The organism is Bradyrhizobium sp., assembly GCF_004799405.1.
Classification (GTDB): domain Bacteria; phylum Pseudomonadota; class Alphaproteobacteria; order Rhizobiales; family Xanthobacteraceae; genus Bradyrhizobium.
In genome coordinates, this window is record NZ_SSMW01000110.1 from 52,371 (window position 1) to 76,390 (window position 24,020).

Genomic DNA, 24,020 nt, shown 5'->3' on the forward strand with positions numbered 1-24,020 from the left:
CTCGATGCCCCTGCATCGCAGAAGCCCGGAGTGGCTGGAAATGGATCAGGTTACGACCACCCTGTCAAAGCAGGATCCGGGCCAACACCGCGTCCGCGGCCGCTTCAGCCAGCCCGCTGGATGCTGCTGCTATCCAGGTGATGGACAATAGCGACGGGTTGCTCGGCTTGACCATCGACGGGCGGAGAGATCGCAAGACCTGCGACGCGGCGGGCGTCGAAGCCTGGCTTCGGATCACGGTTCGCGCTTGGCGCACAGGATCACCACGCTTGGGATCTCGGACTGACCGGAACGCGGATCGCAGGCAGCACCGCTGTCACCGAGTGTTTTGGGCGCCTGATCCGCCGACCCGGTTTTCGACAGACAGGTCGCGCTCACCATCACCTCGTCGATCCCGCACATCGCTGGCCGCGACACACCTCCATCGGAGGACGACCTGACAACACGGAATTGGGGTGGCGGCGACACGCCGTTTTCACCGTTTTTTCCGGGAGGACCTTGCGGGCCTTGCGGTCCGGCAGGCCCATTCGGACCGGCGAGGCCGGGGTCGCCTTTATCGCCTTTGTCGCCCTTGTCGCCCTTCGGTCCGGAACAGCCCGCCACCGACAATGCGACTACCAGGCTGCAGGCGATCATGAATGACTTTTGCATCTGAAAACCGCATGTGGGTACGGCCTCACCAACGTCAGTGGCAACCGGTTGTTCCCCCAGGGTGGCACAGGATTAGGCCGTGCCCGCGCCGGAGGTCCGCCTCCGCCGACGGGTGATCGAATAGCGAAGCTCTCTGGGTCTCTCGTTGGCGCCAACCGGGACATGCCGGCGGCAGGCAACCTGATTGTCGTCTCCGCGCCAAAGCGCTATCCTCACTTGCACGATGAACACCCTGCAAGCGTTAGGAGCCAGAACAAGATGGCGCAACCCCTGGACCTCGACGCTTACCTTGCGCGCATCAATTACTCCGGCCCCCGCACCGCGACCTACGATACCCTCGCCGCCATCCTGCGCGACCATAACGCCCACATCCCCTTCGAAAGCTTCGACGTCCTGCTCGGTCGCCCAATTCGCCTTGACCCCGAAAGTCTGCAAGCCAAGATCGTCACCGCCCGTCGTGGCGGCTATTGCTTCGAACACGCAAGCCTGATGTATGCCGCACTTGGGGCGATCGGCTTTAACCCCGTGAGACACGCTTCCCGCGTCCTGCTTTTCGAACCGCGCCACGAAAGTGTGCGCCAGCACATGTTCCTCACGGTCACAACCGGCGGCACTACCTACGTCGTCGATCCTGGCTTCGGCCCCTTCGCCTGCCCCCAACCTATCCCGATCGACGGCACTCCAATCCCGACCGGCGCCCCCACGCACCGCCTCGTCCGCGAAGGCAATGATTGGTTCCTCTACGTCGCCCGTGACGGCGAAGAGATCCAGGGCTGGGTGTCGACCATGGAAGAGGAACATCCCGTCGATTTCGAGATGATGAACCACTACATCGCTACCCATCCGGCCTCCTTCTTCACCCACAACATCCTCGCCAGCGCCGCAACCAGGGAGGGCCGTGTTAACGTCATGAACCAAGGCGTCCACGTGATCCGCAATGGTGTCGCCGAGGCCACGCAGTTGGAGGATCGCAAAGCCCTGCGTTCGCTTGTCGCACAGCACTTCGGCTTCGATCTGCCTCAACTCGAGACGATGCGCGTGGATGGCGTGCCTGGCTGGCAGTAAAGGCAAATCGCCATGAAGAACGGCGCGCCCACATTCCACATGGCGTAATTTAAGATCAGGGTGAGCGCCCGTCCTTCGATGAGCAGGGTTGATTTCGAATGCCAACCTATTTCCTGCTTTTGATGCTTGCGGTTTTCTGCCTCGGACTTGGCGTTGCGTATATTGCCAGTCCCCGATTTGCCGTCTGGATGGTTACCAAGGATCGCAGGGGACAGATGTGGGTCCGTATTTTGGGACAGGAGCGGGCCATTTTCGCGATACGTAATATTTTCAGCCTGTTCTTCACCGGAGCTGGAATCGTGCTGCTCTATTTTTCCTACCAGAATTACTAGCATCGCATTCCGAACCGTGGATCCCCGATCCTTCCCAGGGCAAAGGCTCGCGCCGTCAGGACCGCGTTTGACCCGGAACGGACCTTCCATCCGGTGAGTACCTTCAGAGGTGAAAGCGGTTCGGTAAAGGGCATATGTTCGTGCAAGAGCGCGATCTTGGTCCTTGCTCAAACCTGTTCGAAACGTGAGAATGTTCTTTACCTGTGGTTCGATGGCGAGAGCAGCTATGAAACATGGATTGTGGAGGAAGTGGACTGTCGATAAGCCGGCGGCTTTCGGCGATTGGCTTTGGGATGTTTTCGTCGTGCAGCTTGCGGCGGCTTTGGACCGAGTGACACTGAGGGAAGTCATCGCCTTCATCCCCGTAGTGATTCTTGTCTTTGCTTACTTGCACAGGATACCTATCCCTCCCGAGCTGATGCTGGTGGGCGATTTGCTGGCCTACATTGACGTTTTTGCGATGGTATTCCTGCTCAGCATGATCGGACGGGTGGGAGTGGTACTGTACGTTTTGAAAAGGACGGTCGAGTTGGCAATCAGTTGCGTCAGCGGCGCTCTGACCAGCCTGCGGCGTTTGGATTTCCGTCATCGCCGCGCGAATAGCGAGAGTCGCAGAAAGCGAGGTTCCAGCCAGGCAAAGGAAAGCGACGGCGACTACGTGCCTGTCGGGGCGTTCGGCTTATCGCCTGCATGATTGCACGCCCTCTCGCCCGGACTGACGGCGGCTCCCGGCGTCTTCCGGATGTCGAGCTTGGACACTAGACCGCGACATGATGATCCCTGGGGACTGGCGCCGGCGGCAGTTATCGTCGCGGTGCAAATGTCCGTTACTGGCAGCGCGGACATGGCGATCAAGGAGAGCCATGACGATGGTCGCAGGGCGGAAGGAATGATGCGAGCAAAGGAGGACGCGTGAACATTCTTGGAATCAATTCCGTGTATCACGACTCGGCCGCGGCACTGCTCGTCGACGGCAAGCTCGTCGTCGCCGTCGAGGAAGAGCGGTTCAATCGCATCAAGTACGGCAAGCTGCCCGATGTCGACAACCCGCATCAATTCCCCGAACAGGCGATCCGCTTCTGCCTGAATTATGCCGGGCTCACCGCCCGCGATATCGATCACGTGGCATATTCGTTCGACCCGCAACTGCGCCGAAAGCGATTTCGCCCGCAGTGGTGGGCGGATCCGCGGTTCGAGGAGGTCTTCCTGCTGCGGCTCGGCCAGGTGCGCGGCGTCGCCGACGATGTTCTTGGACGCCGGCTTGGGCAACGATTTCATTTCGTCCCCCACCATCTGGCCCATGCCGCCTCGGCCTATTTCCCGTCAGGCTTCGATGGCGCGGCCATCCTCGTCATCGATGGCATCGGCGAGGCCGCCGGCACGACGCTGTGGAAGGGAATCGAGGGGCGCATCGAGCCGGTCGAGACATTCGACTATCCACATTCGCTTGGCTTTGTATGGGAGATCGTCTGCAACTATATCGGCTTTTCGACCTACGACGCCTCGAAGGTCATGGGCCTCGCCGCCTACGGCAATCCCGAGGTCTTCCATCGCGCATTCCAGTCGATCGTGCAGGTCGGCAAGGATAAATATGCCGTGGACCCGGAGGCGATCGGCTTTCAATCGGCCAAGTCGAGCCGGATAGAGAGCTTGCTCGGTCCGCCTTGGGAGCCGGGTACGGGAATGCTGCCGCGACATGCCGATATCGCGGCGGCCCTCCAGGAGGCCACCAATGCGGCGGTGCTGGCGATGGTCCGGCGCCTCAAGCGCAAGGTGCCGCTCGACAAACTGTGCTTTGCCGGCGGCGTCGCGCTCAATTGCGTGACCAATGACCTGATCCGGAAATCCGGCGATTTTTCCGATGTGTTCATACCCACCGCGCCGCACGATGCAGGCACCGCTGTTGGAGCCGCCTTTGCCGTGCATTGCGCCAAGCAGAAATCCCGCCCCGGGCGCGGCAGCTCCACGCCCTATCTGGGTCCCGCGTTCAACCGGCGCGAAATCCTGGCGGCGGTCGAGTCGGCCGGTCTGAAGCCCCGGCGCAGCAAGTCCCCGGCGCGCGACGCCGCCGACATGGTGGCGGACGGCAAGATCGTCGCCTGGTTTCAGGGGCGCATGGAGTTCGGGCCGCGCGCGCTGGGCAACCGGTCGCTGCTCGCCGATCCGCGCCGCCCGGACATGCGCAACATCCTCAATCAAATGGTCAAGCACCGCGAGGACTTCCGCCCCTTCGCACCGAGCGTGCTGGCCGAACACGCCGACGAATGGTTCGAGGTCGGCGCCCACACCAGGAGTCACGAATTCATGCTGTTTGCATGTCCGGTCAGGCCCGAGCAGCGCAATCGCATCCCCGCCGTCCTGCACCGCGACGGCAGCGCCCGGGTGCAGCTGGTGCGGCGCGAATCAAATCCGCGCTTTCACGAGCTGATATCCTGCTTCTTTGCGCGAACCGGCGTGCCGCTCGTCATCAACACGTCCTTCAACGACAGCGAGCCGATCGTGTGCACACCGACCGACGCGATCGTCACGTTCCGCAAGTCGGGCATCGATGCGCTGTTCATGGACGATGTCTGTCTGACCGCGCGGAAATGAATCCGCGGTCTCGATGTTGCTCCCGGGGAAGTTGCAGGTGTAGCTTCAGGGCATGGCGGAAATCGTTCTTTTTGGCGAAACGCGGCCGGACGATTGTTACGGGTCCGACTATCTTTCCGAATTGCGACGCATCCTGCTGAGATACGTCAAGCCACGAACGCGGGCCTATCTGGAATGGGGCGTCGGCCTCAGCACGATGGCAATCCTGCAGTGGCGAAAAGAATTGTCGCTCGACCGTTTCTTTTCCCTCGACGACAACAAGCCCTACATGGCCGAGTTGTTGCCGCAGCTTCCGGACTGGAGCGGCTTCCGGCCTTTCACCATCGATTTGCGCGGAACCGCCGAAAGTGACCGCGACGCGGGTTTGAACTACTCGACGCTTCCGCTCAGTTTCGGAACGAAATTCGATTTCATCTTCATCGACGGCCGGCGAAGAATGGAATGTGCGTTCGTGGCGTCCTTGCTGTGCCACCGACACACCATCGTGGTGCTGCACGATTACCGCCGCACCCGCTATCAGCCGATACTGACCCTTTTCAAGATCGTGGAAGACGGTCCCCAATTTCGCGTGATGCGGCTGCGAAACAATCTGCTGATCCCGAACCGGCTTCGCAATCTTCCGCGGAGATTGATGGATCCCGCTGCCTGATGTCGGACGCCTGGCGCGGCGGCCTTCGCTTCGACTCACGGGATATTCACAGGACGGATGCAGGAAAGGCCGGTTTTATTGGTACAGTTGGGTGGGCTCGAACCACCGACCTCCTGTTCCACAGACAGGCGCTCTAACCAACTGAGCTACAACTGCATCCTTGTCGGCCCCGAAAAAGGGTCGCCGATCGGGGCGGAAACTAGGTGCAACGCCTGTCTTTGGCAAGGCCGGGAAACGTCCCTGCGAATGCAATGACAACGCGCAAACAAAAGCCCGGGCTGACCGCCCGGGCTTTTTTGAACGGGAACGGTGCGCGATCAGGCGGCGGGCTTGAACAACTTCGACGCGTTGGCCTTGATCGGCTCGACCGTCTCGGTCGCGACCTTCTGGCTCAGTTCGGCGAGTTCCTTGGTGTTGGCGGTGAACGCCTCGAACTGCTTCTTGGCATGCGAGCTCCACAGCTCGATTGCTTCCGAGGGCGATTTCACGCCGATCAGCGCCTGCGCGAAGTCGAGAGTAGCAGTGGTGTTGGATTTCATGAATTCCATCAGCTTGGCGGAGAATTCGCTGGCGCCCTTGCTGGCGCTGGAGAACACCGCTTCGATGGTGCCGTTATGGGTCTCGGCGACGTCCTTGAACTTGGCGTAGTTGTCGCGGGCCTGCGAAACGCCCTTCTCGGCGAACGCGCGCATCTGTTCGGGGACTTCAAACGGGATGACGGAAGCGGAGAACGGATCGTTGGGATTTGCCATGGCATGCGTCCTTCAATGGGGTGAAACAAAGCTAACCCCTGCGAACGCTCGGCGGCCAAACTTGCCGGGGGCAAAAAGGGCCGGAGGAAATGTCGACCAGTCACGCAGAGGGAGTGCCCTTCGTCGGGCAACCGAGACGTAATACCCCTATCATGTCAATTTTGTGCAATGCAACGAAATTTAAGGTGCGATGCCACATTTCTGCCCTGGCGCGCCCCATCTAAGGCAAGGCGAAGCCTTGGGTCCAAGTGGGCCGAAATCCCTCCCCGTTGCAGCTCAAGGTCTCTGAAACGCCTCAGCTTTTCGGCTTGGCCGCATCCATCGCCGCGCGGCTGACGGCCTGGCCCATTTCACTCGCCTGCTCGGCCAGCGACCGCATCTGGGCCTGAATAAATTCGCTATGGAGCCGCATCACTTCGGTCAGGTCCTTGGCCTTCAGCAACGCCTGGGCAAAATCCAGCGACGACTGCACGTTCTTTTCGGCATAGGAAATCGCCTTGGCGCCGATGTCCTTGGCGCCGGCGCGCACTGTGGCACCCCGCTCCTCGATCGATCCGGCGGTCTGCTGCGCGCTGGCGACGAATTTCTCGAAGGTCTGGCGGGCCTGATCGAGGCTCGCCTCGGCCATCGATCGTATTTCCTTTGGAATCTCGAAACGGTTACGTCCATCCTCAGTCATGGTCCCACTCCTGTTTAAGTTGGCGGCGCCCCCCATCGGTTCCCCATCGTGACCGATGGATCGGCTTTTGCAACGGTCCAACTGAAACAACTCAACGCGATGACCCAAACCAGGGTTCAGACGGGTTAAGGTTATCGCCGCATTGAAGGTTTCCGCGACCGGCAGGCCGTGGACCTGAACTCCCGCGCGGGCGATACTAACGGTTCGTTAAGGCTGTTGCCGCCTGGCCGTCGCGTTGCGGCGCCCTTGATGCGCGCGGCCAAACCCATTGGTCACGTCATCCACCATGAATCATGCGGAATTCCAGTTGCAGGGCGTCAGCGATCCGCGACTGGCGGTGCACGCGACGAGTGCCTTGCCGGCATGGCTGTGGTCGAGCGACGGCACGCGGATTCTGTGGGCCAACCCGGTCGGCGCCGGGCTGTTCGGCGCCGCCAATGGCGCTGCACTGGCCGAGCAGACCTTCGGACCGGCCGATCAACATCGGCGACAGGTGGCGCAACTCGCAGGCCGGCTGCCGTCAAGCGGCGCGATCCGGCTGGAGCGAATGCGCGGCTTTGGCGCGACCCTCGGCACCCTCGTCACCTGCGGCTGCGCGCGGCTGGATTTTGCCGATGGCAGCCACGGCATCCTGGTGGCGGCCGCCGAAGCCGCCGGGCGCGCGATGCCGCTGGCTGAGCGGCTGCAACGGCTGGTCGAAGGGATCGATGGGCCGGTTGCGGCCTTTGCGCGCGACGGCCAGTTGGTCGGCGCCAGCGACGCCGCGCGATCGCTGCCCGGTTTTGCCAACCTTGCCGAAGCAGGCCTTGGCGAGGCAGGCCTTGGCGAGGCGCGCAGCGACGCGCTGAAGCAGGGCCGCGCCGAGACCCCGATCGGCATCGGTCACATGGTGCTGCAGCGTGTCGGCCGCGGCGCGGATGTCGGCCTCGTGGCGCTGTTTGCGCCGGGCGCAACCTCAGCCGGACATCTCCGGCATATCGCACCGCCATTGCCGGTGGCCGCAGCGGTCGAACCGGTAGAGCCGCCGACCGCGACGATCCCCGATTACGAACAGCCCGCCACGACCGGCGAAGCCCCGGCCGAATTCGCGTTGATCGACGAATTCGCGGAATCACAGGTTGCGGCAGCCGTCGAACCCGTTGCCGAAGCCAGCGCCCCCGACCAGCCGCATGAACCCTCGCCCTATGTCGAAGCGGTCGCCGATGAACCGGCCGCCGAGCCCGCCCCGCGCCGGCAGCCGCTGCGCTTCACATGGCAGATGGATGCCGAGGGCCGCTTCTCGCTCGGCTCCGACGAATTCAGCCACCTGATCGGCGAACGCACCGCCGCAGGCTTTGGCCGGTTGTGGAGCGACATCGCCGAAGCATTCGGCCTCGATCCCGATGGCCGCGTCGTCAAGGCGATCGCCACGCGGGAGACCTGGAGCGGCATCATCTTGAACTGGCCCGTCGACGGCGGCGCCCGGTTGCCGGTGGAATTGTCCGGGTTGCCGGTGTTCGATCGCGCGCGCCATTTCAGCGGCTATCGCGGCTTCGGCGTTTGCCGCGATCTCGACGCGCTGACGCGGCTTGAAGCAGCGCGCCGCGATGAATCCCTCCTGGCCGGCACGCCTGCCACAGACCGGCCAGCCGAAACCCAAACTCCTGCCTCGATTGCTTCCGAGACTTCACAACAAACCGATGTGGAAACGCCCGTGGAAACCCCCAACGAAATGCTGAACGTCCTGCCGTTTCGACCGATCGGCGAACCGAAATCGCCGGTCCTGACGCCGGTTGAAAACAGCGCCTTCAACGAACTCGCCCGGCAATTGTCGGCGCGGCTCGACACCGACGACGGCGCGCCCGCCACGCCTGAAACAGCCGCGGCTCCCGAAGCTGTCGTTGGTCCGCCGGCCACGGCCGACATGACCGAACCCGTGAGCGAACAACCGGAATGGCTGGCGCCCCCGGAGCCGCCGGCGCGCGGCGAAACCGGGCGCGACAAGATGCTGCTCGATCTTGTTCCCGTCGGCGTGCTGATCTACCGGCTCGACCGGCTGCTCTACGCCAACCGCGCCTTTCTCGACCGCATGGGGTATCAGACCCTGTATGCGCTGGAAGAAGCCGGCGGCCTCGACGCTCTCTATGTCGAACCCGGCGTATCGAGCGCCAGCAGCACTTCGACTACCGGCACGCCGGTGACGATCTCTGCGAGCCAATCCCCGTCGCAACACGCGCCGTCGTCGGCGACCGAAGCGCATCTGTTCACGATTTCATGGGACCAGGATTCGGCACTGGCGCTGATTTTCTCGGGCGCCCAAACCGGCAGCGTCGCCGCCGCCCTCACCGGCACGGCTCCCGTCGCAGCGCCCCCGGAAGCCGGTCACGCCGCTGCCGAGGAACTCGGCGCCATCCTCGACACCACGGCCGAAGGCGTCATGATGTTCGACGCCGAGGGCAACATCAATTCGTGCAATCGCAGCGCCGAGGCGCTGTTCGGCTATGACGGTCCCGAGCTTGTGCAACGCAATCTCGCCGAGCTGTTCGCGCCGGAAAGCCAGCGCGCGGTCAGGGATTATCTGCAAAGCACCGGGGACGCCGCCGCCGCCAGCCTGCTCGATCACGGACGCGAGGTGCTGGGCCGCGTCCATGGCGGCGGTCTCATCCCGCTGTCGATGACGATGGGACGGACGCAAGCCGACAGCCCGAATTTCTTCGCGGTGTTCCGCGACCTGTCGCAAAGCAAAAAGAGCGAGAGCGAGTTGCAGCAGGCGCGGCGGCTGACCGATCGCGCGGCCAGCGCCAAGGCCGACATGCTGGCGCGGATCAGCCATGAGGTCCGCATGCCGCTCAACGCCATCATCGGCTTTGCCGAGGTGATGATCGGCGAGCGGTTCGGCAAGCTCGGCAACGAGCGTTACGTCGAATACATGAAGGACATCCGCGCATCCGGCGAGCGCGTGATCGCCATCGTCAACGACCTGCTCGACCTGTCGCGGATCGAGACCGGCAAGCTCGACCTCACCTTCGCCAACCAGAACCTCAATGACCTGGTCGAGCAATGCGTCGCCGTGATGCAGCCGCAGGCCAATCGCGAACGCATCATCATCCGCACCTCGCTGGCGCATATGCTGCCGCCGGTGGTCGCCGACGTCCGCGCCCTGCGCCAGATCATCCTGAACCTGATCGGCAGCTCGATTCATCTCGCCAATGCCGGCGGCCAGGTCATCGTCTCCACCGCGCTGTCGGATTTCGGCGAAGTGGTGTTGCGAGTCCGCGATACCGGCCACGGGCTCAACGACGACGAGGTCGCCGCCGCGCTGGAGCCGTTCCGCACCCCGGCGCCGTCGGACCAGGCCTCCGACGGTTCCGGCGTCAGCCTGTCGCTGACCAAGGCGCTGGTCGAAGCCAACCGCGCCAAATTCGCGATCAAGACCGGCGCGCATTCCGGCACGCTGGTCGAGGTGGTGTTCACCCATGCGATCGCCAACGCCTGATTTCGCGCGCCCACCCGCCCGTGCGGGAATCTGTCGCGCTTGATCGGTCCCATCGGATATGGATATTGCCGCGGCATTGAATACAAGTGCCGAGAGATCGCGCAATTTTGATTCCGAACGGATCTTTTGAGCATGCGTTGCCTTGTCGTCGCCGACCTGCATTATTCGCTGCCCCAACTGGACTGGCTGCTGAGCGCCGCTCCCAGTTTCGACCTGGTGATCTTCGCCGGCGACGCGCTCGACATCGGATCCTATGTCGACTTTCGCGCCCAGATCGTCGTCGTGAAAAAGTACCTGTCGCTGCTGTCCGGCGTCACCAGGGTGATCCTCTGCTCGGGAAATCACGACCTCGACGAACGCAATGCCGAGGGCGAGAAGATTTCAAGATGGATCGCCGAGGTGCGCCAGCTCGGCATCGCCTGCGACGGCGACAGCCTGACGATCGGCGACACGCTGTTCACGGTACTTCCTTGGTGGGATGGGCCTTTGGTCAAGCAGGGACTCGAGCAGCAGCTTCGCGAGACCGCCCCGAAACGTTTAAAGCGATGGGTCTGGGTGCATCATGCGCCGCCGGCGAATTCGCCCACCAGTTGGGGCGGCAAGCGCTTTTTCGGCGACGTCGATCTGGCGCAGCGGATCGAGACCTACCAGCCTTCAATGGTGATCTCGGGCCATGTGCATCAATCGCCGTTCATCCCCGATGGATCGTGGTTCGACCGAATCGGAAACACCTGGGTATTCAATGGCGGCCTTCAGCCCGGGAGGCCGCCGGTCTACATGGTGCTCGACATCGATGCCGGAATGGCATTCTGGCTGCCGATCGGCGACGAGCAATATATCGACCTCAACGCGCCGATACAGCGGCCGGCGGCGCCGATGACCGATCCGCCGGCGTGGTTCACATCCTTGGGTCGGATTGCAGATCCGAACCTGGCGAGACCGTTGTCGGCGGCAGGTTGATCATGCTCTGCAGGATTTCGCCGACCATCGACAGGTGATCGCCGTGACCGGCGTATTGATGCATGATGTCGGCGAGATAGGTGGTGGCGACATTGAGACGCTGCGCCAGCAGACGCGCGATCAATAGCGCCACGGCCGGCTGATCGCGCAGAAACGAGGCGGCGTCGTCGAATTCGTAAACCGTCGAAGCCGACGCCGCGCGCACCGTCGCGGTGTGCGGCTTGTCGAGCAGAAACGACATTTCTCCGACCACCGCGCCGGGTTCGGTGATGCTGGCGACCACGGTGTCGCCCTTGATGACCTCGAGCCGTCCCTCGATCAGGACATAGAGATGTCCGGTGGTTCCGCCTTCGTGGATGATGAGCGTTCCCGCGGGCACCGCCCGCTGAACTCCCCCGCTGCAATAGTCCAGAATTGTACGCATCCAGCGGGCACTCCCGTCACAAGACTAGGCATCAGCCATGCCATCGTCGAACGGATAATGTATTCGCCCTGCTCAAATTGTCAGCAGGCGAAGCCAAACAAAGCGGGCCGATCTCACGCGGCACTTTGCGATACCGGCAAGAAATCGCGGATCGCCTCCAGAAAAACCCCGGGCGATTGCAGCTGCGGCACATGCGCGCAACCCGGAATGACCTGGAGACGCGCGTTCGGCAGGCCCGCGGCCAGTTCATGCGACATCGGCGGCGGCGTCGCCTCGTCATGTTCGCCGACCAGCACCAGCACGGGAACCTTGACTCTTTCAAGCTCGGGCCGGAGGTCGAGCTGCGCCAGCGCGGCGCAGGCCGCGCGGAACACATACGGGTCGGTCCGCAGGAACGCCTCGCGGCGCTCGCGCATCAGGTCCGGATGCCGGGCCTGGAATTCCGGCGCAAACAGCCGGCGCATCGCGACGTCGGTAATTGCGGCCAATCCCTTGGCCTTCGAGGCCGCCGCCATATTGCGAAAGGCCTCGCGGCCGCCTGGCGAAAACGCCGCCCCGCAATCGGCGAGAATGAGCCGGGTGGCGATGCCGGGATGGCGAATGGCCATTTGCAGCGCGACGAACCCGCCATAACCATTGCCGAGCACGATTGTACTCTCGCCGCCGGCGGCCTCTTTCACCGCCTCGGCCATCCGGTCGGCGACGGCGACAAAATCGCCGTTGACGGCCGCGGACTGGCCGAAGCCCGGCAGTTCGGGAACGATCAGGCGGAACGACTGCGACAAAACCGGAATGACGGCGTCGAAACTCGCGCGATCCGACAACAGCGAATGCAACAGGAAAAGCGGCGGCCCGTTGCCGAACTGCGCGGCGTTGACGGTGCCGTTGGCGAAAAGTCGGTCCATGCGTCACTCATTTTCAAAGCCGCGACAGCGGCGCCGCGCGATCAGACCCGACTGATAAATCAAAATTCGGCCTATTCCAACCTTTGTCGCTTGACGTGATATTTCACGGCTGCAAGGTTATCGGCATATCGTGGGAAATAAACCATGCTTTTGCGCGACAATGTCTATGAAAACCTGCGGTCTGATATTCTGACCTGCCGTCTTGCCCCCGGCGACGATATGCGGGAGCAGGATCTCGCCGCGCGCTACGTCGTCAGCCGCCAGCCGGTGCGCGAGGCGTTGCTGCGGCTGGAACGCGAACATCTCGTCACCGTGCAGCCGCGCCAGGGCTACCGGGTCAATCCGATCTCGCTGGCGGATGCGCGCGACCTGTTGCGGTTCCGGTTGGCGCTGGAGCCCGCCTGCGTCGCGCAAGCCATCGAGAGTGCGCCGGAGAATGTCCTCAAGGCGCTCGACGCGTTCAGGCGCTTCGAGGGCAACCGCGAGGACTTCATCGCCTATAACCGCGGCTTTCACTCTGCGCTGGCTCATGCCTCGGGCAACCGCCGCATGGCCTCAGCCCTGTGCGATCTGATCGGACAGGCCGATCGCCTGGTGCGCGTCAGCGTGGCCAATGTCCGGGGCCACGACCCGGCGCAACTTGTCGCCGAGCACGTCGCCTTGATCGAGGCGATGCAGCGCCGCGATTCCCGGGCAGCGGCGCGCATCATCAAGGCGCATATCGCGCAGACCGAAAAACGTGTGCTGCCGGCGCTCAGGCGCAACGCGGTGATCGTCGAAGGGAGCGGCCTTTGAACATTTCCGCCAGGCCCGCCGTGGTCGAAATCCACGGCAATTTCGTCGACGGCCGCGAGGTCGAAGCAGGCTCCGGGTTGCTCGATGTCCGCAATCCCGCCACCGGCGATGTGATCGCGCGGATTCCGGATTCGACCGCGGAAGATATCGACCGGGCCATGAAAAGCGCGCGGGCCGCCTTCGAGGGACAGGCCTGGGGCGGCATGGACATCCGCGCCCGCGCGCGGCTGGTCAACCGGCTGGCGGATGCCTTCGAGGCCAATCTGGAGCAGCTGTACCGGCTGGGAACGCTCAACAACGGCCGTCCGGTTAACGAGACGCGCGCCCAGCTGTCGCGGCTGCCGGATTTCTTCCGCTACTTTGCCGGATTGGCGCTGTCGCGCCGCGACGCCGTCATCCCGGTCGAAGGCGCCTATCTGAACTACACCTTGCGCTCGCCGATCGGCATCGTCGCCAACTGCACGCCGTTCAACCACCCCTTGATGATCATGTGCAAATCGCTGGCCGCGGTACTGGCGACGGGATGCGTCACCGTGGTCAAGCCGTCGGAATACACGCCGCTGACCACCCTGAAGCTGGCGCGGATTTTCAGCGAGGCGGGCCTGCCGCCCGGCGTGTTCAATGTCGTGTGCGGGCTCGGCCAGAGCGCAGGCAAGATGCTGGCCGAGCATCCCGATATCAACAAGCTGGTATTGACCGGCGGCACCGAAGCCGGCCGCATCGCCGCGGGCTCGGCCGCGAAAGTATTCGCGCACCAGACCCTGGAACTCGGCGGCAAGACGCCGGTCATGGTGTTCGACGATTTCGACGTCGACCAGGCGGTCAACTATGCCGCGTTCGGCGCCTTCATCGGCGCCGGCCAGACCTGCGTCTGCGCCGCGCGCCACATCGTGCAGGCCTCGATCTACGACGAGTTCGTGGCGAAGCTGAAGGCCAAGACGGAAAATATCCGCATCGGCGATCCCTTCGATCCCGCGACCCAGCTCGGACCGGTGATCTCGGCGTGGCAACGCGACCGCGTGTTGCTGTTTTGCGGGTTCGGCCGCGAGGACGGCGCGCGGCTGGTCACCGGCGGTAACGCTGCCAAAGTGCCCGGTCATGAGAACGGTTACTTCGTCGAACCGACGGTGTTTGCGGACGTGAAGTCCGATATGCGGATCTTCCAGCAGGAAGTATTCGGTCCCTTCACCTCGGTGACGCCGTTCACCGACGAGGCCGACGCGTTGCGGCTCGCCAATGATTCGCCGTTCGGGCTCGCGGCTGCGATCCGCACCCGCGACGTCGGCCGCGCCCATCGCCTGGCATCCGCGGTCAAGGCCGGCATCGTCTGGGTCAACGATCATCACCGGCTCGATCCGGCTTCGCCCTGGGGCGGTGTCGATGATTCAGGGGTCGGGCGCGAATTCGGCTCCGAAAGTTTCGACGATCACTTCAACACCAAGAGCGTGATGGTGGCGACCCACGACCAGCCGTTCGACTGGTACCGCGACACGGCGGGGCAGCGACGATTGAACTAGCGCCAATAAAACTGAAAACCGGCGGCGATGCCGCGCCCAAAGAAGGCCGGTGCCGTATCCAGACATCACAAGGGGGAAACCAACAATGGCTATCGCAGTAAACGCCGGCGCACGTCTCGACCGGCTTCCGATCTCGTCGTTCCACTACCGGATTTTCGCCCTGGTCGGCGCCGGCATGTTTTTCGACGGTTACGACCTCTATATCGCCGGCGGCGTGCTGGCCTCGGCGGTCCAGACCAAATTCTCGACCGTGCCGCAGAACCTGCAGTTCATCTCGCTGACCTTTGTCGGCATGACGCTGGGCGCGCTGATCACCGGGTTTGTCGGCGACCGGATGGGGCGGCGGTTCACCTATCAGATCAATCTTTTGATCTTCGGGCTGGCGTCGCTGGCGGCGGCTTTCGCCCAGGACATGAACCAGCTGATCGTCTGCCGCTTCGTGCAGGGCCTCGGCCTCGGCGCTGAAATCGTCGTCGGCTACTCGACGCTGACCGAGTTCGTTCCGCCGGCGACGCGCGGGCGCTGGCTGTCGATGATGGCGTTCCTCACGGTATGCGGATTCCCGGTGACTGCCCTGCTCGGTTATCTGATCATCCCGGCCTGGGGATGGCGTCCGATGTTCGTCATTGCCGGCGTCGGCTCGCTGATCGTCTGGTACCTGCGCAAGAATCTCCCGGAGTCGCCGCGCTGGCTTGAATCGCAGGGACGCAGCGCGGAAGCCGAAGCCCTGATGCAGTCGATCGAGCAGGAATCCGCGGCCGGTGCAATCCTGCCGCCGGCAATGGCCGTGCCGCCGGCGCCCCAGGTCAGCGTCTCCGACCTGCTGAAGCCGCCGCTGCTGCAGCGGATGCTGGTCGGTTCCTGGGTGCTGATCACGATCAATACCCTGATCTTCGGCTTCGTGATCTTCCTGCCGCAATTCTTCCTGCGCCAGGGGCTGACCATCGCGAATTCGCTGGCCTACACGCTGGTGCTGTCGGCGGCGTCGCTGGTCGGCTGCGCGCTCGGCGCCTGGCTGTCCGACACCATCGGACGGCGCTGGAGCATCATCGGCGCGTCGATCGTCACCATCGTGAGCGGCTATGTCTATGCCCGCTTCAGCGCGGCGTCGGATCCGACCATCGTGCTCTCGGTCGGCTTCGTGCTGATCGTCGCGATCTATGTGCAGACCGCGATCCTGTTCGGCGTCTACACCACCGAACTGTTCCCGACCGAGATCAGACTGCGCGCCAACGGCATCTGCAACACGCTCGGACGGGGTGCTACCGTGGTGTCGCCCTTCATCGTCGGCGCGCTGATGGCATCCTACCAACTGCCGGGCGTGGTCTGGCTGATGATCGGCCTAGTGGTGGTTCAGATCGTGGTGGTGTGGGCCTGGGGCGTGGAGACGCGCAACCGCGGACTGGAGGAAGTCGCCGCCGCCGCGGCGTGATGTAAAGGAAGTGGGCAGCAGTCATCCTGAGGTGCGAGCGCAGCGAGCCTCGAAGGATGGAAGCTAAAAAGGTGCCTGCAGCACATCCTTCGAGGTGCGCAAGAGCGCGCACCTCAGGACGATGGGTGCCGACTAGATCGCTCGCGCAAACCTGCGGAAACCCGGCGCGCCGGTCAGCGCCTGGAAGGCCGGGTCGTGTTTTTCTTCGGCAAAGGCAAAGCCGGCCCTGGCGTAGCATCGCTCGGCCGGCTCGTTGCCGATCAGGAACGAGATCGAGGCGCGCGAAAAGCCCGCGGCCCTGCCCTTGTCCAACGCGTGTTCGATCAGCGCCTGCATCAGCCCGCGACCTTGATAGGCCGGCAGCGTGGCGGCGTGCTCGAGCAGCCACTCGCTATCGCTGCCCTGCACCCAACATTTGGACGAGTATGCGACGCGCTGAAATATTGCGGCCAGTTCGGATGAGTTCAGGCCCGTCTGCCCGGCGACTTCAGCAATCGCCGCGCGCGCCGCGACGCCGATTCCGGCCGCAGGCAGCGCACAGAGCGACGCGGCGGGTACGCCATCGAACTCGGCGACGAGGAAGTGCGAACGTGCCACCAGGATTTTTGTTGCGCGACGGCAATCCACTCCACGAAGGCCATGCACTGCGGCTCAGGCCAGCCGAGCGCGATGTCGAACCAGCCGCGCGGCCTCGGGCCGCGCTGCGACGGCAGGATATTACGGGCAATAAACCTGGCGTCTTCCGGACGCGCGGCGCGGATCACAGGCTGCGACCGCCCCACCGAATGGCACGTCACGCGTTCTTCAGCGCGACGCGGTACTCGGCTTCGGTCTTCGACTTCACTTCGTCGAGCGTGACGCCGTCGGCAAGCTCGATCAGCGCCATGCCGTCCTTGCCGTGCCGGTCGATGGTGAAGACCGCGAGATCCGTCACCACCATGTCGACGACATGCTCGCCGGTCAGCGGCAGGTTGCATTTCTTCAAAAGCTTCGGGCCGTCCTTGGCCGAATGCTCCATCACCACCACCACGCGCTTGACGCCGGCGACCAGATCCATCGCGCCGCCCATGCCCTTGACCATCTTGCCGGGGATCATCCAGTTGGCGAGATCGCCGTTCTGCGCCACCTGCATCGCGCCGAGGATCGACAGGTCGATGTGGCCGCCGCGCACCATGCCGAAGGATTCGGCGCTGGAGAAATAGCTGGTCGAGGGCAGTTCGCTGACCGTCTGCTTGCCGGCGTTGATGAGGTCGGCGTCTTCCTCGCCCTCATAGGGAAACGGCCCCATGCCGAGCATGCCGTTCTCGCTCTGCAGGCTGACGTCCATGCCGTCGGGGATGTAGTTCGACACCAGCGTCGGAATGCCGATGCCGAGATTGACGTAATAGCCGTCGCGCAATTCCTTGGCGGCGCGGGCGGCCATTTGATCGCGGGTCCATGCCATCAGATTTCTACTCCGGTTGCCGCCGCAGGCGCGGGCGCGCTGGTGCGCTTGCGGGTGTTGCGGAACTCGATCCGCTTGTTGCCGCGGCCGACCTCGATCATGCGCTTGACGAAGATGCCGGGCGTATGGATATGGTCCGGATTGATGTCGCCGGCCGGAACGATCTGCTCGACCTCGGCCACCGTGACCCGGGCCGCGGTCGCCATCATCGGATTGAAATTCCGCGCGGTCTTGCGATAGACGAGATTGCCGGCGGTATCGCCCTTCCAGGCGTGGATGATCGCGAGATCGGCGAACAGCCCGCGCTCCATGATGTATTTCTCGCCGTCGAAAATCTTTTCTTCCTTGCCTTCGGCGATCAGGGTGCCGACGCCGGTCTTGGTGTAGAATGCCGGAATCCCGGCGCCGCCGGCGCGGATGCGCTCGGCTAGCGTGCCCTGCGGATTGAATTCGAGTTCCAGTTCGCCGGCAAGGTACTGCTGGGCGAACAGCTTGTTCTCGCCGACATAGGACGAAATCATCTTCTTGATCTGGCGGGTCTCCAGCAGCCGGCTGAGCCCGATGCCGTCGACGCCGGCGTTGTTGGAAATGACCGTGAGATTCTTGACGCCGGAATCGCGGATCGCATCCGACAACACCTCGGCGATGCCGCACAGCCCGAAACCGCCGGACATGATCATCATGCCGTCCTTCAGGATGCCTGCGAGGGCCGATTTGGCGTCGGGATAGACCTTGTTCATGGCAATGCGACCTGATGCGGGAAGGCGCTGACCGCCAGCACTGATTGAGGATTATTAGGCGAATTCTTCGCAGTGCGTCAATGACGGGGCCTTTGGTGCCAAAATCGTCGGAAGTGCGCCCCGTCTTCCGCTTGCGGGGAGGGTGCCGAGCGTTAGCGAGGCGGGTGGGGGCGCTCTCCGCGAGTCCCATTGCCGGAAAGAGCCCCCACCCCAACCCTCCCCCGCAAGGGCGGGGAGAGGGGGAAGTTAAGAGCCGGAGCGGGAACGCGGGCGGCCTTGAAAGCGTCAAGAAAACCCATCAAGTTGCGCGGGTTGGCATGGGTTCGTCCAAATCGGTCGTGGCCGAGCGCCGCCCGCCCAACAACGAACCGGCCCCATAACCCGACCCGATTTAAGCAACCTGGATATGTCATTGACCACGGCCCAAGGAATTAAGCGCCTGGGGATGCCGGTTGCGGCATTTCTGGGCGTGGTACTGATCGGCCTGATCGCGACCTCCTGGTTCCTCAACCGGGACGCGCTGCGCCAGGCGGTCGAGGCGCAGATCAGGGCGGTGACCGGGCTCGACCTCGTCGTCAAGGGCAATATCGAGATTTCGGTCCTTCCCGCCAGCTACATCTCCTTTCATGACGTTGGCCTCAAGGGCGGCGGCACCGATGTCCCCGCGCTCAATGTCGACGTGCTGACCGCGAACTTGCGGCTGCTGCCGCTGTTGCTACAGCGGTTCGAAATCTCCGACGTCATGATGCTGCGGCCGCATATCAATGTGGTGCGCGACGCCAAGGGTGACAGCAACTGGACGCCGTTCATCGAGACCATCGCGCGCACCATGAAGCCCGGCGCCGAGAACCCGGTGTCGTTCTCGGAAATCAGGATCCAGGACGGCGTGCTCAGTTACGGGGACGCCGCCAATCACGTGTCCGAACAACTTGGCGATATCGACCTGTCGCTGGCCTGGCCGTCGATCTCGCGCTCCTTTGCCGCCACCGGGCAGTTCGACTGGCGCGGCGAGCGCGTCGACGGCAGCATCAGCGCCAGCGATTTCCTCGCGGCCCTGTCCGGCGACAGGTCCGGCCTGAAAATGCGGCTGGCCAGCGCGCCGGTGAAACTCGCCTTCGACGGCACCGTCGCCAACCGCACTAGCGCGATGCTGGAGGGCACGCTGACGATCGACAGCGCGTCGCTGCGCAATGCCTTGCACTGGACCGGCCAGGCGGCGCCGCCGGGCACCGGCGGATTCGGCCGCTTCGCGCTGAAGGCGCGTGCCAGTATCGTCGGGGCGTCGGTCGCGCTGACCAATGTCAATGTCGAACTCGACGGCAATGTCGCCGAAGGCGTGATGACCTATGCCAATAACGACCGCCAGACGCTGCAGGCGACACTGGCCGCCGACGCGCTCGACTTCACGCCCTATGTTTCCACCTTCCGCGTGCTCGCCAGCGGCGCGCGCGACTGGAACCGGCAGTTGTTCGATTTGACGTCGCTGTCCACCACCGACTTCGACATGCGGCTGTCGGCGGCAAAGGTCACGGTCGGCACATCGAAGTTCGGCCGTACCGCGCTTGGCGCCAATTTGCGCGGCGGCGCGCTGGCGCTGAGCGTCGGCGAGGCGCAGCTGTATGGCGGCATCGGCAAGGGCTCGCTCGGGATCGCGCGCTCGGACGCCGCCGCCGAGATCAAGGCCCAGTTCCAGTTCACCGACGTGGACCTGCAAGCCTGCGTCGGCGAACTGTTCGGCGTCAGGAACCTGTCCGGCCGCGGCGATTTCAACGTCTCGGTGGTGGCTTCGGGGGCAAGTCCGTTTGGCCTAGCGCAATCGCTCGACGGCACCGCGACGCTGACCGGTCATGACGGCGCCATCGCCGGGATCAATGCCGAGCAATTGCTCAGGCGGCTGGAGCGCCGGCCGCTGTCCGGCGCCGGCAACTTCCGCGCGGGCTCGACGCCCTACGACAAGCTGACCGTCGCGGTGAAATTCGCCGACGGCATCGCCACCGCGCAGAACATCCACCTCGAAGGACCGACGGCGCGCATCACGCTGACCGGCACCGCTTCGGTGCCGGCGCGCGAATACGATTTGAAAGGCGTCGCCAGCCTGACCACGGCGCCGTCGGCGCCGCCCGGTTTCGAACTGCCGTTCGTGATCCAGGGCCCATGGGAGGATCCGCTGATCTTCCCCGATCCCGACAGCCTGATCCGCCGCTCGCCGGCCTCTGCGCCCCTGCTCGATGCCCTAAAGGATCGCAAGGCCCGCGACGCCGTGCGCTCGGTGCTGGAGCGGTTTACCGGCGGTGGCACAAAGCAGGCGGTGCCGGATGCGACAGCGGCGCCGGCGCCGGCGAGTGCGCCGGTGGTGGATGGAGCGGCGAAGGGGAATTGAGGGCTGGTGGGTTAGCGTGCGCCACCGCTCATGTCGTCCCTGCGAACGCAGGGACCCATACCGCGTTGTCCGTGCGATCTCGTACAGATGGCCGTAGCAAGCTTTCTCTTCAACAATTGCGGTCGGTTATTATGGGGCCCTGCGTTCGCAGGGACGACGTTTTGAGATTGTGAGCCGTCGTCGCGCGAAACACGCCGCGGGATCGTGGAGGTGTGTCTTTGCTCGCGGTTTGAGAATTGAAATCTGCGCATGCGCGCTTGCAACGCCGTTGCGCAGGATGACACAGCTACAACGGCGCCGCGCTGTCGCCGCGCGCGTTCGACAGTTTTGCCGCGAACGAGGCTGCGATAATCAGCAGCGCGATCAATCCGACGATCAGGGTGCAGATGGCGTTGATCTCGGGTTTTACGCCGAGCCGCACCTCCGAATAGATCCGGATCGGCAGCGTCGCCGAACCGGGGCCGGTGGTGAAGCTCGCGATCACGAGGTCGTCGAGCGACAGCGTGAACGCCAGCATCCAGCCGGCGACGATCGCGGGCAGGATCAGCGGCAGCGTCACGGCCAAAAACGCCCGCGCCGGATCGCAGCCGAGGTCCATCGCCGCTTCTTCCAGGCTCGAATCGAGCGAGCCGAGCCGCGACTGCACCACCACGGCGACAAAGCACATGGTCAGCGTGGTGTGCGCGACCGTCACGGTCCTGAAGCCGCGCTCGGCGTCGAGCGCCACGAACAGCAGCAAGAGCGAAAGCCCGGTGATGACTTCAGGCATCACCAGCGGCGCGTAGAGCATGCCCGAAAACAGCGCACGTCCCTTGAAGCGCCGGCCGCGCGAGAGCGCCACGGCGGCGAGCGTACCGAGCAGCGTCGCCAGCGTAGCCGAGGTCGCCGCCACCCGGAAACTCATCCAGGCGGCGTCCAGCATGGCGCGGTCATTGAAAAATTCGGAGTACCAGCGCAGCGACCAGCCGCCCCATACCGTGACCAGCCGCGAGGCGTTGAACGAATAGATCACCAGAATCACGATCGGCAGGTACAGAAACGCCAGCCCCAGCGCCAGCGAGAAGAGGTTGAAGCCGGAGAATTTATTGGTCGCGCTCGCCATCACCGCGCGCCTTCGAGCTGGCGGCGCTGCAGCCGGTCATACAGCACCAGCGGCGCCAGCAGCAGCACCAGCAGCACCACGGCGGCGGCGGAGGCCACCGGCCAGTCCTTGTTGGTGAAGAATTCCAGCCACAGGGTTTGGCCGATCATCATCGAGGAGGAGCCCGCCAGCAAATCGGGGATCACGAATTCGCCGACGATCGGAATGAAGCACAGCAACGCGCCGGCGCCGACGCCGGGCAGCGACAGCGGAAAGGTCACCTGCCAGAACGCGGTTCGCGGCGAGGCGCCGAGATCGGCGGCGGCCTCCAGCAGCGCCGGCTCCATTTTGGCCAGCGTCGCATAGAGCGGCAGGATCATGAACGGCAGATAGGAATAGACGATGCCGAGATACATCGCGCTGTCGGTGGAGAGCCACACCACCGGCGCCGACACCAGGTGCAGCGCCAGCAGGACCTGGTTGAGCAGGCCGTCATGCTGCAGGATGTTGATCCAGGCGTAGATGCGGATCAGGAACGAGGTCCAGAACGGGACGATCACCAGCATCATCGTCACGCTTTGCCAGCGGCGCGGCAACCGCGCCATGCCGTAGGCGACGGGATAGCCGATCAACAGCAGGACCGAGGTCGAGACCGCGGCGACCACCAGGCTGCGCAGATAGGAAAGGACATAGAGGTCGTCGGAAACCAGCAGCCTGAAATTATCCAGCGACAATGCCGCGAAGGCGGCCTTGATCGCGCCTGCGCCGGCGGCGAGGTCGAATACCGGCAAGTAAGGCGGCTGCGCGATCGCGGTCTGCGACAGGCTGATCTTGAGGACGAAACCGAACGGCACCAGGAAGAACAGCACCATCCAGAGATAGGGCGCGATCGCCGCCAGCCGCGCCGGGCGGGTGAAGGTGCGGCGCGCGCTCATTGCTCAAGCACCAGGCAATCGTCGGGCGTGAACCACGCCACCACGCGCTGGCCGGCGCTGTAGGCGTCGATATCGAGCCGCGCGGTGTTGGCCATCGACGAGCGCACCACCGCGCCGGTATCGAGCTTCACCTTGTAGACGGTGAGCCCGCCGAGGTAGCCGACATCGGTCACGGTGCCTTCGAGGCGGTTGATCGCGTGCGCATTGACGGCGTCCGACACCGGCCCGCGGCGCGACAGCTTGACCTTTTCGGGGCGGATCGCGACCGAGACCACCGTCCGGGTGATCGGCGCGCGCGGCTCCGCGACGATGACGGTTCCGGCGTCCCGCGTCGAAATCGCCAGGCGGCCGGCCTCGCGGCTTTCGACCTGGCCTTCGAATATGTTGATGTCGCCGACAAACTCGGCGATCCAGCGCGAAGCCGGAGCCTCGTAGAGTTCGCGCGGGGTTGCGACCTGATCGAGACGGCCGGCATCCATCACGCCGATCCGGCTTGCCACCGTCATCGCCTCTTCCTGGTCGTGGGTGACGATGATGAAGGTCATGCCGAGGCGCCGCTGCAGCTCCATCAATTCGAGCTGGGTGCTTTCGCGCAGTTTCTTGTCGAGCGCGGCCAAGGGCTCGTCGAGCAGCAGCACCTTTGGGCGGCGCGCCAGCGAACGCGCCAGCGCCACGCGCTGCTTTTGACCGCCGGAGAGCTGATCGGGTTTGCGCTTGCCGAGGCCGTCGAGCTTGACCAGCGCGACCAGCTCGGCCACGCGGCTGTCGATCTCGGAACGGGCCATGCCGGCGCGCTTGAGGCCGAACGCGATGTTGTCGTGCACCGAAAGATGCGGAAACAGGGCGTAGTTCTGGAACATCATGTTGACGGGGCGCTGATGCGGCAGAACCTGCGCGATGTCCTTGCCGTCGAGCAGGATCCGGCCCTCGTCCGGCGTCTCGAAACCGGCGAGCATCCGCAGCAGCGTGGTCTTGCCGCAACCGCTGGGGCCGAGCAGCGCGAAAAACTCCCCGGCCTTGATGTCGAGCGACAGCCGGTCGACTGCCCTGAAGATGCCGAACTTCTTCACCACCGCCTCGATCCGCAGCAGCGGCATGTCGGCCGCGACCGCCGGCTCAGTCACCACTGCCTCGGGCGCAATCGCCACGGGCGGTTCGGGTTTCGGCGCCGGCGCCGCTTCCACGTTGGGTAATTCCTCAGCCATGATCCCT

At 64.0% G+C, this 24,020-nt stretch carries 22 protein-coding genes and 1 tRNA gene; 10 read left to right on the forward strand and 13 right to left on the reverse strand.

Translation table 11 applies throughout. From position 1 onward, the window contains the following. Nucleotides 1–234: 234 nt before the first annotated feature. A complete protein-coding gene (locus E7813_RS17005; protein ID WP_291575777.1) occupies nucleotides 235–651 on the reverse strand; it encodes a hypothetical protein in 417 nt (138 codons plus the stop codon). 258 nt (nucleotides 652–909) lie between these two features. On the opposite strand from E7813_RS17005, the gene E7813_RS17010 reads away from it, so the two are divergent. Further along, complete coding sequence (locus tag E7813_RS17010; protein WP_291575779.1) at nucleotides 910–1,716, forward strand: arylamine N-acetyltransferase; 807 nt, start codon at nucleotides 910–912, stop codon at nucleotides 1,714–1,716. On the opposite strand, the gene E7813_RS17015 is transcribed toward E7813_RS17010, so the two are convergent. Further along, a complete protein-coding gene (locus E7813_RS17015; RefSeq protein ID WP_291575781.1) occupies nucleotides 1,671–2,138 on the reverse strand; it encodes a hypothetical protein in 468 nt (155 codons plus the stop codon). The two genes, E7813_RS17010 and E7813_RS17015, sit on opposite strands and share 46 nt — an antisense overlap. 136 nt (nucleotides 2,139–2,274) lie before the next feature. Between E7813_RS17015 and E7813_RS17020 the strand changes: the two genes are divergently transcribed. From E7813_RS17020 to E7813_RS17030, 3 genes are all read left to right on the forward strand, one after another. Beyond that, the gene (locus E7813_RS17020) at nucleotides 2,275–2,742 is read left to right on the forward strand and encodes a hypothetical protein (RefSeq protein ID WP_291575783.1); all 468 of its coding nucleotides are present in this window, start codon (nucleotides 2,275–2,277) and stop codon (nucleotides 2,740–2,742) included. 218 nt (nucleotides 2,743–2,960) lie between these two features. Beyond that, on the forward strand, nucleotides 2,961–4,640 hold the full coding sequence (locus E7813_RS17025; RefSeq protein WP_291575785.1) for a carbamoyltransferase C-terminal domain-containing protein: 1,680 nt from the start codon (nucleotides 2,961–2,963) through the stop codon (nucleotides 4,638–4,640). Between the two features lie 52 nt (nucleotides 4,641–4,692). Next, on the forward strand, nucleotides 4,693–5,289 hold the full coding sequence (locus tag E7813_RS17030) for a hypothetical protein (RefSeq protein ID WP_291575787.1): 597 nt from the start codon (nucleotides 4,693–4,695) through the stop codon (nucleotides 5,287–5,289). Between the two features lie 79 nt (nucleotides 5,290–5,368). On the opposite strand, the gene E7813_RS17035 is transcribed toward E7813_RS17030, so the two are convergent. The 3 genes from E7813_RS17035 to E7813_RS17045 all read right to left on the reverse strand — a co-directional run bounded on the left by E7813_RS17035 (nucleotide 5,369) and on the right by E7813_RS17045 (nucleotide 6,720). Beyond that, a tRNA-His gene (locus E7813_RS17035) sits at nucleotides 5,369–5,445 on the reverse strand. 161 nt (nucleotides 5,446–5,606) lie between these two features. Next, on the reverse strand, nucleotides 5,607–6,041 hold the full coding sequence (locus E7813_RS17040; RefSeq protein ID WP_291575789.1) for a phasin: 435 nt from the start codon (nucleotides 6,039–6,041) through the stop codon (nucleotides 5,607–5,609). Nucleotides 6,042–6,336: 295 nt separating this feature from the next. Then, on the reverse strand, nucleotides 6,337–6,720 hold the full coding sequence (locus E7813_RS17045) for a phasin family protein (RefSeq protein ID WP_291575790.1): 384 nt from the start codon (nucleotides 6,718–6,720) through the stop codon (nucleotides 6,337–6,339). A 286-nt stretch (nucleotides 6,721–7,006) separates the two neighbouring features. Here E7813_RS17045 and E7813_RS17050 point away from each other — a divergent pair, with 286 nt between their 5' ends. After that, nucleotides 7,007–10,195, forward strand: coding sequence for a PAS domain-containing protein (locus tag E7813_RS17050; RefSeq protein ID WP_291575791.1), 3,189 nt, complete (start codon nucleotides 7,007–7,009; stop codon nucleotides 10,193–10,195). A 132-nt stretch (nucleotides 10,196–10,327) separates the two neighbouring features. Continuing rightward, entirely contained in the window at nucleotides 10,328–11,155 is an 828-nt protein-coding gene (locus E7813_RS17055; RefSeq protein ID WP_291575793.1) for a metallophosphoesterase, read from the forward strand. Here the strand turns inward: E7813_RS17055 and E7813_RS17060 are convergent. Both E7813_RS17060 and E7813_RS17065 read right to left on the reverse strand, forming a co-directional pair. Beyond that, complete coding sequence (locus E7813_RS17060; protein ID WP_291575794.1) at nucleotides 11,094–11,579, reverse strand: cyclic nucleotide-binding domain-containing protein; 486 nt, start codon at nucleotides 11,577–11,579, stop codon at nucleotides 11,094–11,096. The genes E7813_RS17055 and E7813_RS17060 overlap by 62 nt on opposite strands. A 113-nt stretch (nucleotides 11,580–11,692) precedes the next feature. Then, on the reverse strand, nucleotides 11,693–12,484 hold the full coding sequence (locus E7813_RS17065; RefSeq protein WP_291575795.1) for an alpha/beta fold hydrolase: 792 nt from the start codon (nucleotides 12,482–12,484) through the stop codon (nucleotides 11,693–11,695). Between the two features lie 144 nt (nucleotides 12,485–12,628). Here E7813_RS17065 and E7813_RS17070 point away from each other — a divergent pair, with 144 nt between their 5' ends. The 3 genes from E7813_RS17070 (at nucleotide 12,629) to E7813_RS17080 (ending at nucleotide 16,228) form a co-directional block, all read left to right on the forward strand. Next, a complete protein-coding gene (locus tag E7813_RS17070) occupies nucleotides 12,629–13,279 on the forward strand; it encodes a GntR family transcriptional regulator (RefSeq protein ID WP_291575796.1) in 651 nt (216 codons plus the stop codon). Further along, a complete protein-coding gene (locus tag E7813_RS17075) occupies nucleotides 13,276–14,796 on the forward strand; it encodes an aldehyde dehydrogenase (RefSeq protein ID WP_291575797.1) in 1,521 nt (506 codons plus the stop codon). Before E7813_RS17070 ends, E7813_RS17075 begins: the two co-directional genes overlap by 4 nt. A gap of 85 nt (nucleotides 14,797–14,881) precedes the next feature. After that, nucleotides 14,882–16,228 (forward strand): MFS transporter, encoded by a 1,347-nt coding sequence (locus E7813_RS17080; RefSeq protein WP_291575798.1) that lies wholly within the window; start codon nucleotides 14,882–14,884, stop codon nucleotides 16,226–16,228. A 132-nt stretch (nucleotides 16,229–16,360) separates the two neighbouring features. On the opposite strand, the gene E7813_RS17085 is transcribed toward E7813_RS17080, so the two are convergent. The 3 genes from E7813_RS17085 to E7813_RS17095 all read right to left on the reverse strand — a co-directional run bounded on the left by E7813_RS17085 (nucleotide 16,361) and on the right by E7813_RS17095 (nucleotide 18,412). After that, nucleotides 16,361–16,825 carry a GNAT family N-acetyltransferase gene (locus tag E7813_RS17085; protein ID WP_291575799.1) on the reverse strand — a complete coding sequence of 155 codons (465 nt, stop codon included), beginning with the start codon at nucleotides 16,823–16,825 and terminating at the stop codon, nucleotides 16,361–16,363. A gap of 196 nt (nucleotides 16,826–17,021) precedes the next feature. Next, the gene (locus tag E7813_RS17090; protein WP_291575800.1) at nucleotides 17,022–17,672 is read right to left on the reverse strand and encodes a 3-oxoacid CoA-transferase subunit B; all 651 of its coding nucleotides are present in this window, start codon (nucleotides 17,670–17,672) and stop codon (nucleotides 17,022–17,024) included. After that, nucleotides 17,672–18,412, reverse strand: coding sequence for a CoA transferase subunit A (locus tag E7813_RS17095; RefSeq protein WP_291575801.1), 741 nt, complete (start codon nucleotides 18,410–18,412; stop codon nucleotides 17,672–17,674). Before E7813_RS17095 ends, E7813_RS17090 begins: the two co-directional genes overlap by 1 nt. 406 nt (nucleotides 18,413–18,818) lie before the next feature. On the opposite strand from E7813_RS17095, the gene E7813_RS17100 reads away from it, so the two are divergent. Then, on the forward strand, nucleotides 18,819–20,792 hold the full coding sequence (locus E7813_RS17100) for an AsmA family protein (protein ID WP_291575802.1): 1,974 nt from the start codon (nucleotides 18,819–18,821) through the stop codon (nucleotides 20,790–20,792). A gap of 286 nt (nucleotides 20,793–21,078) precedes the next feature. On the opposite strand, the gene E7813_RS17105 is transcribed toward E7813_RS17100, so the two are convergent. Genes E7813_RS17105 through E7813_RS17115 form a run of 3 tightly spaced genes read right to left on the reverse strand, consistent with a single transcriptional unit; the run spans nucleotide 21,079 to nucleotide 24,013 of the window. Further along, nucleotides 21,079–21,894: an ABC transporter permease subunit gene (locus E7813_RS17105; protein WP_291575803.1), complete on the reverse strand. Its 816-nt coding sequence runs from the start codon at nucleotides 21,892–21,894 to the stop codon at nucleotides 21,079–21,081. After that, a complete protein-coding gene (locus tag E7813_RS17110; RefSeq protein ID WP_291575805.1) occupies nucleotides 21,894–22,808 on the reverse strand; it encodes an ABC transporter permease in 915 nt (304 codons plus the stop codon). The genes E7813_RS17105 and E7813_RS17110 overlap by 1 nt, the downstream gene beginning before the upstream one ends. Beyond that, a complete protein-coding gene (locus E7813_RS17115) occupies nucleotides 22,805–24,013 on the reverse strand; it encodes an ABC transporter ATP-binding protein (protein WP_291575807.1) in 1,209 nt (402 codons plus the stop codon). Before E7813_RS17115 ends, E7813_RS17110 begins: the two co-directional genes overlap by 4 nt. Between the last annotated feature and the right edge of the window lie 7 nt (nucleotides 24,014–24,020).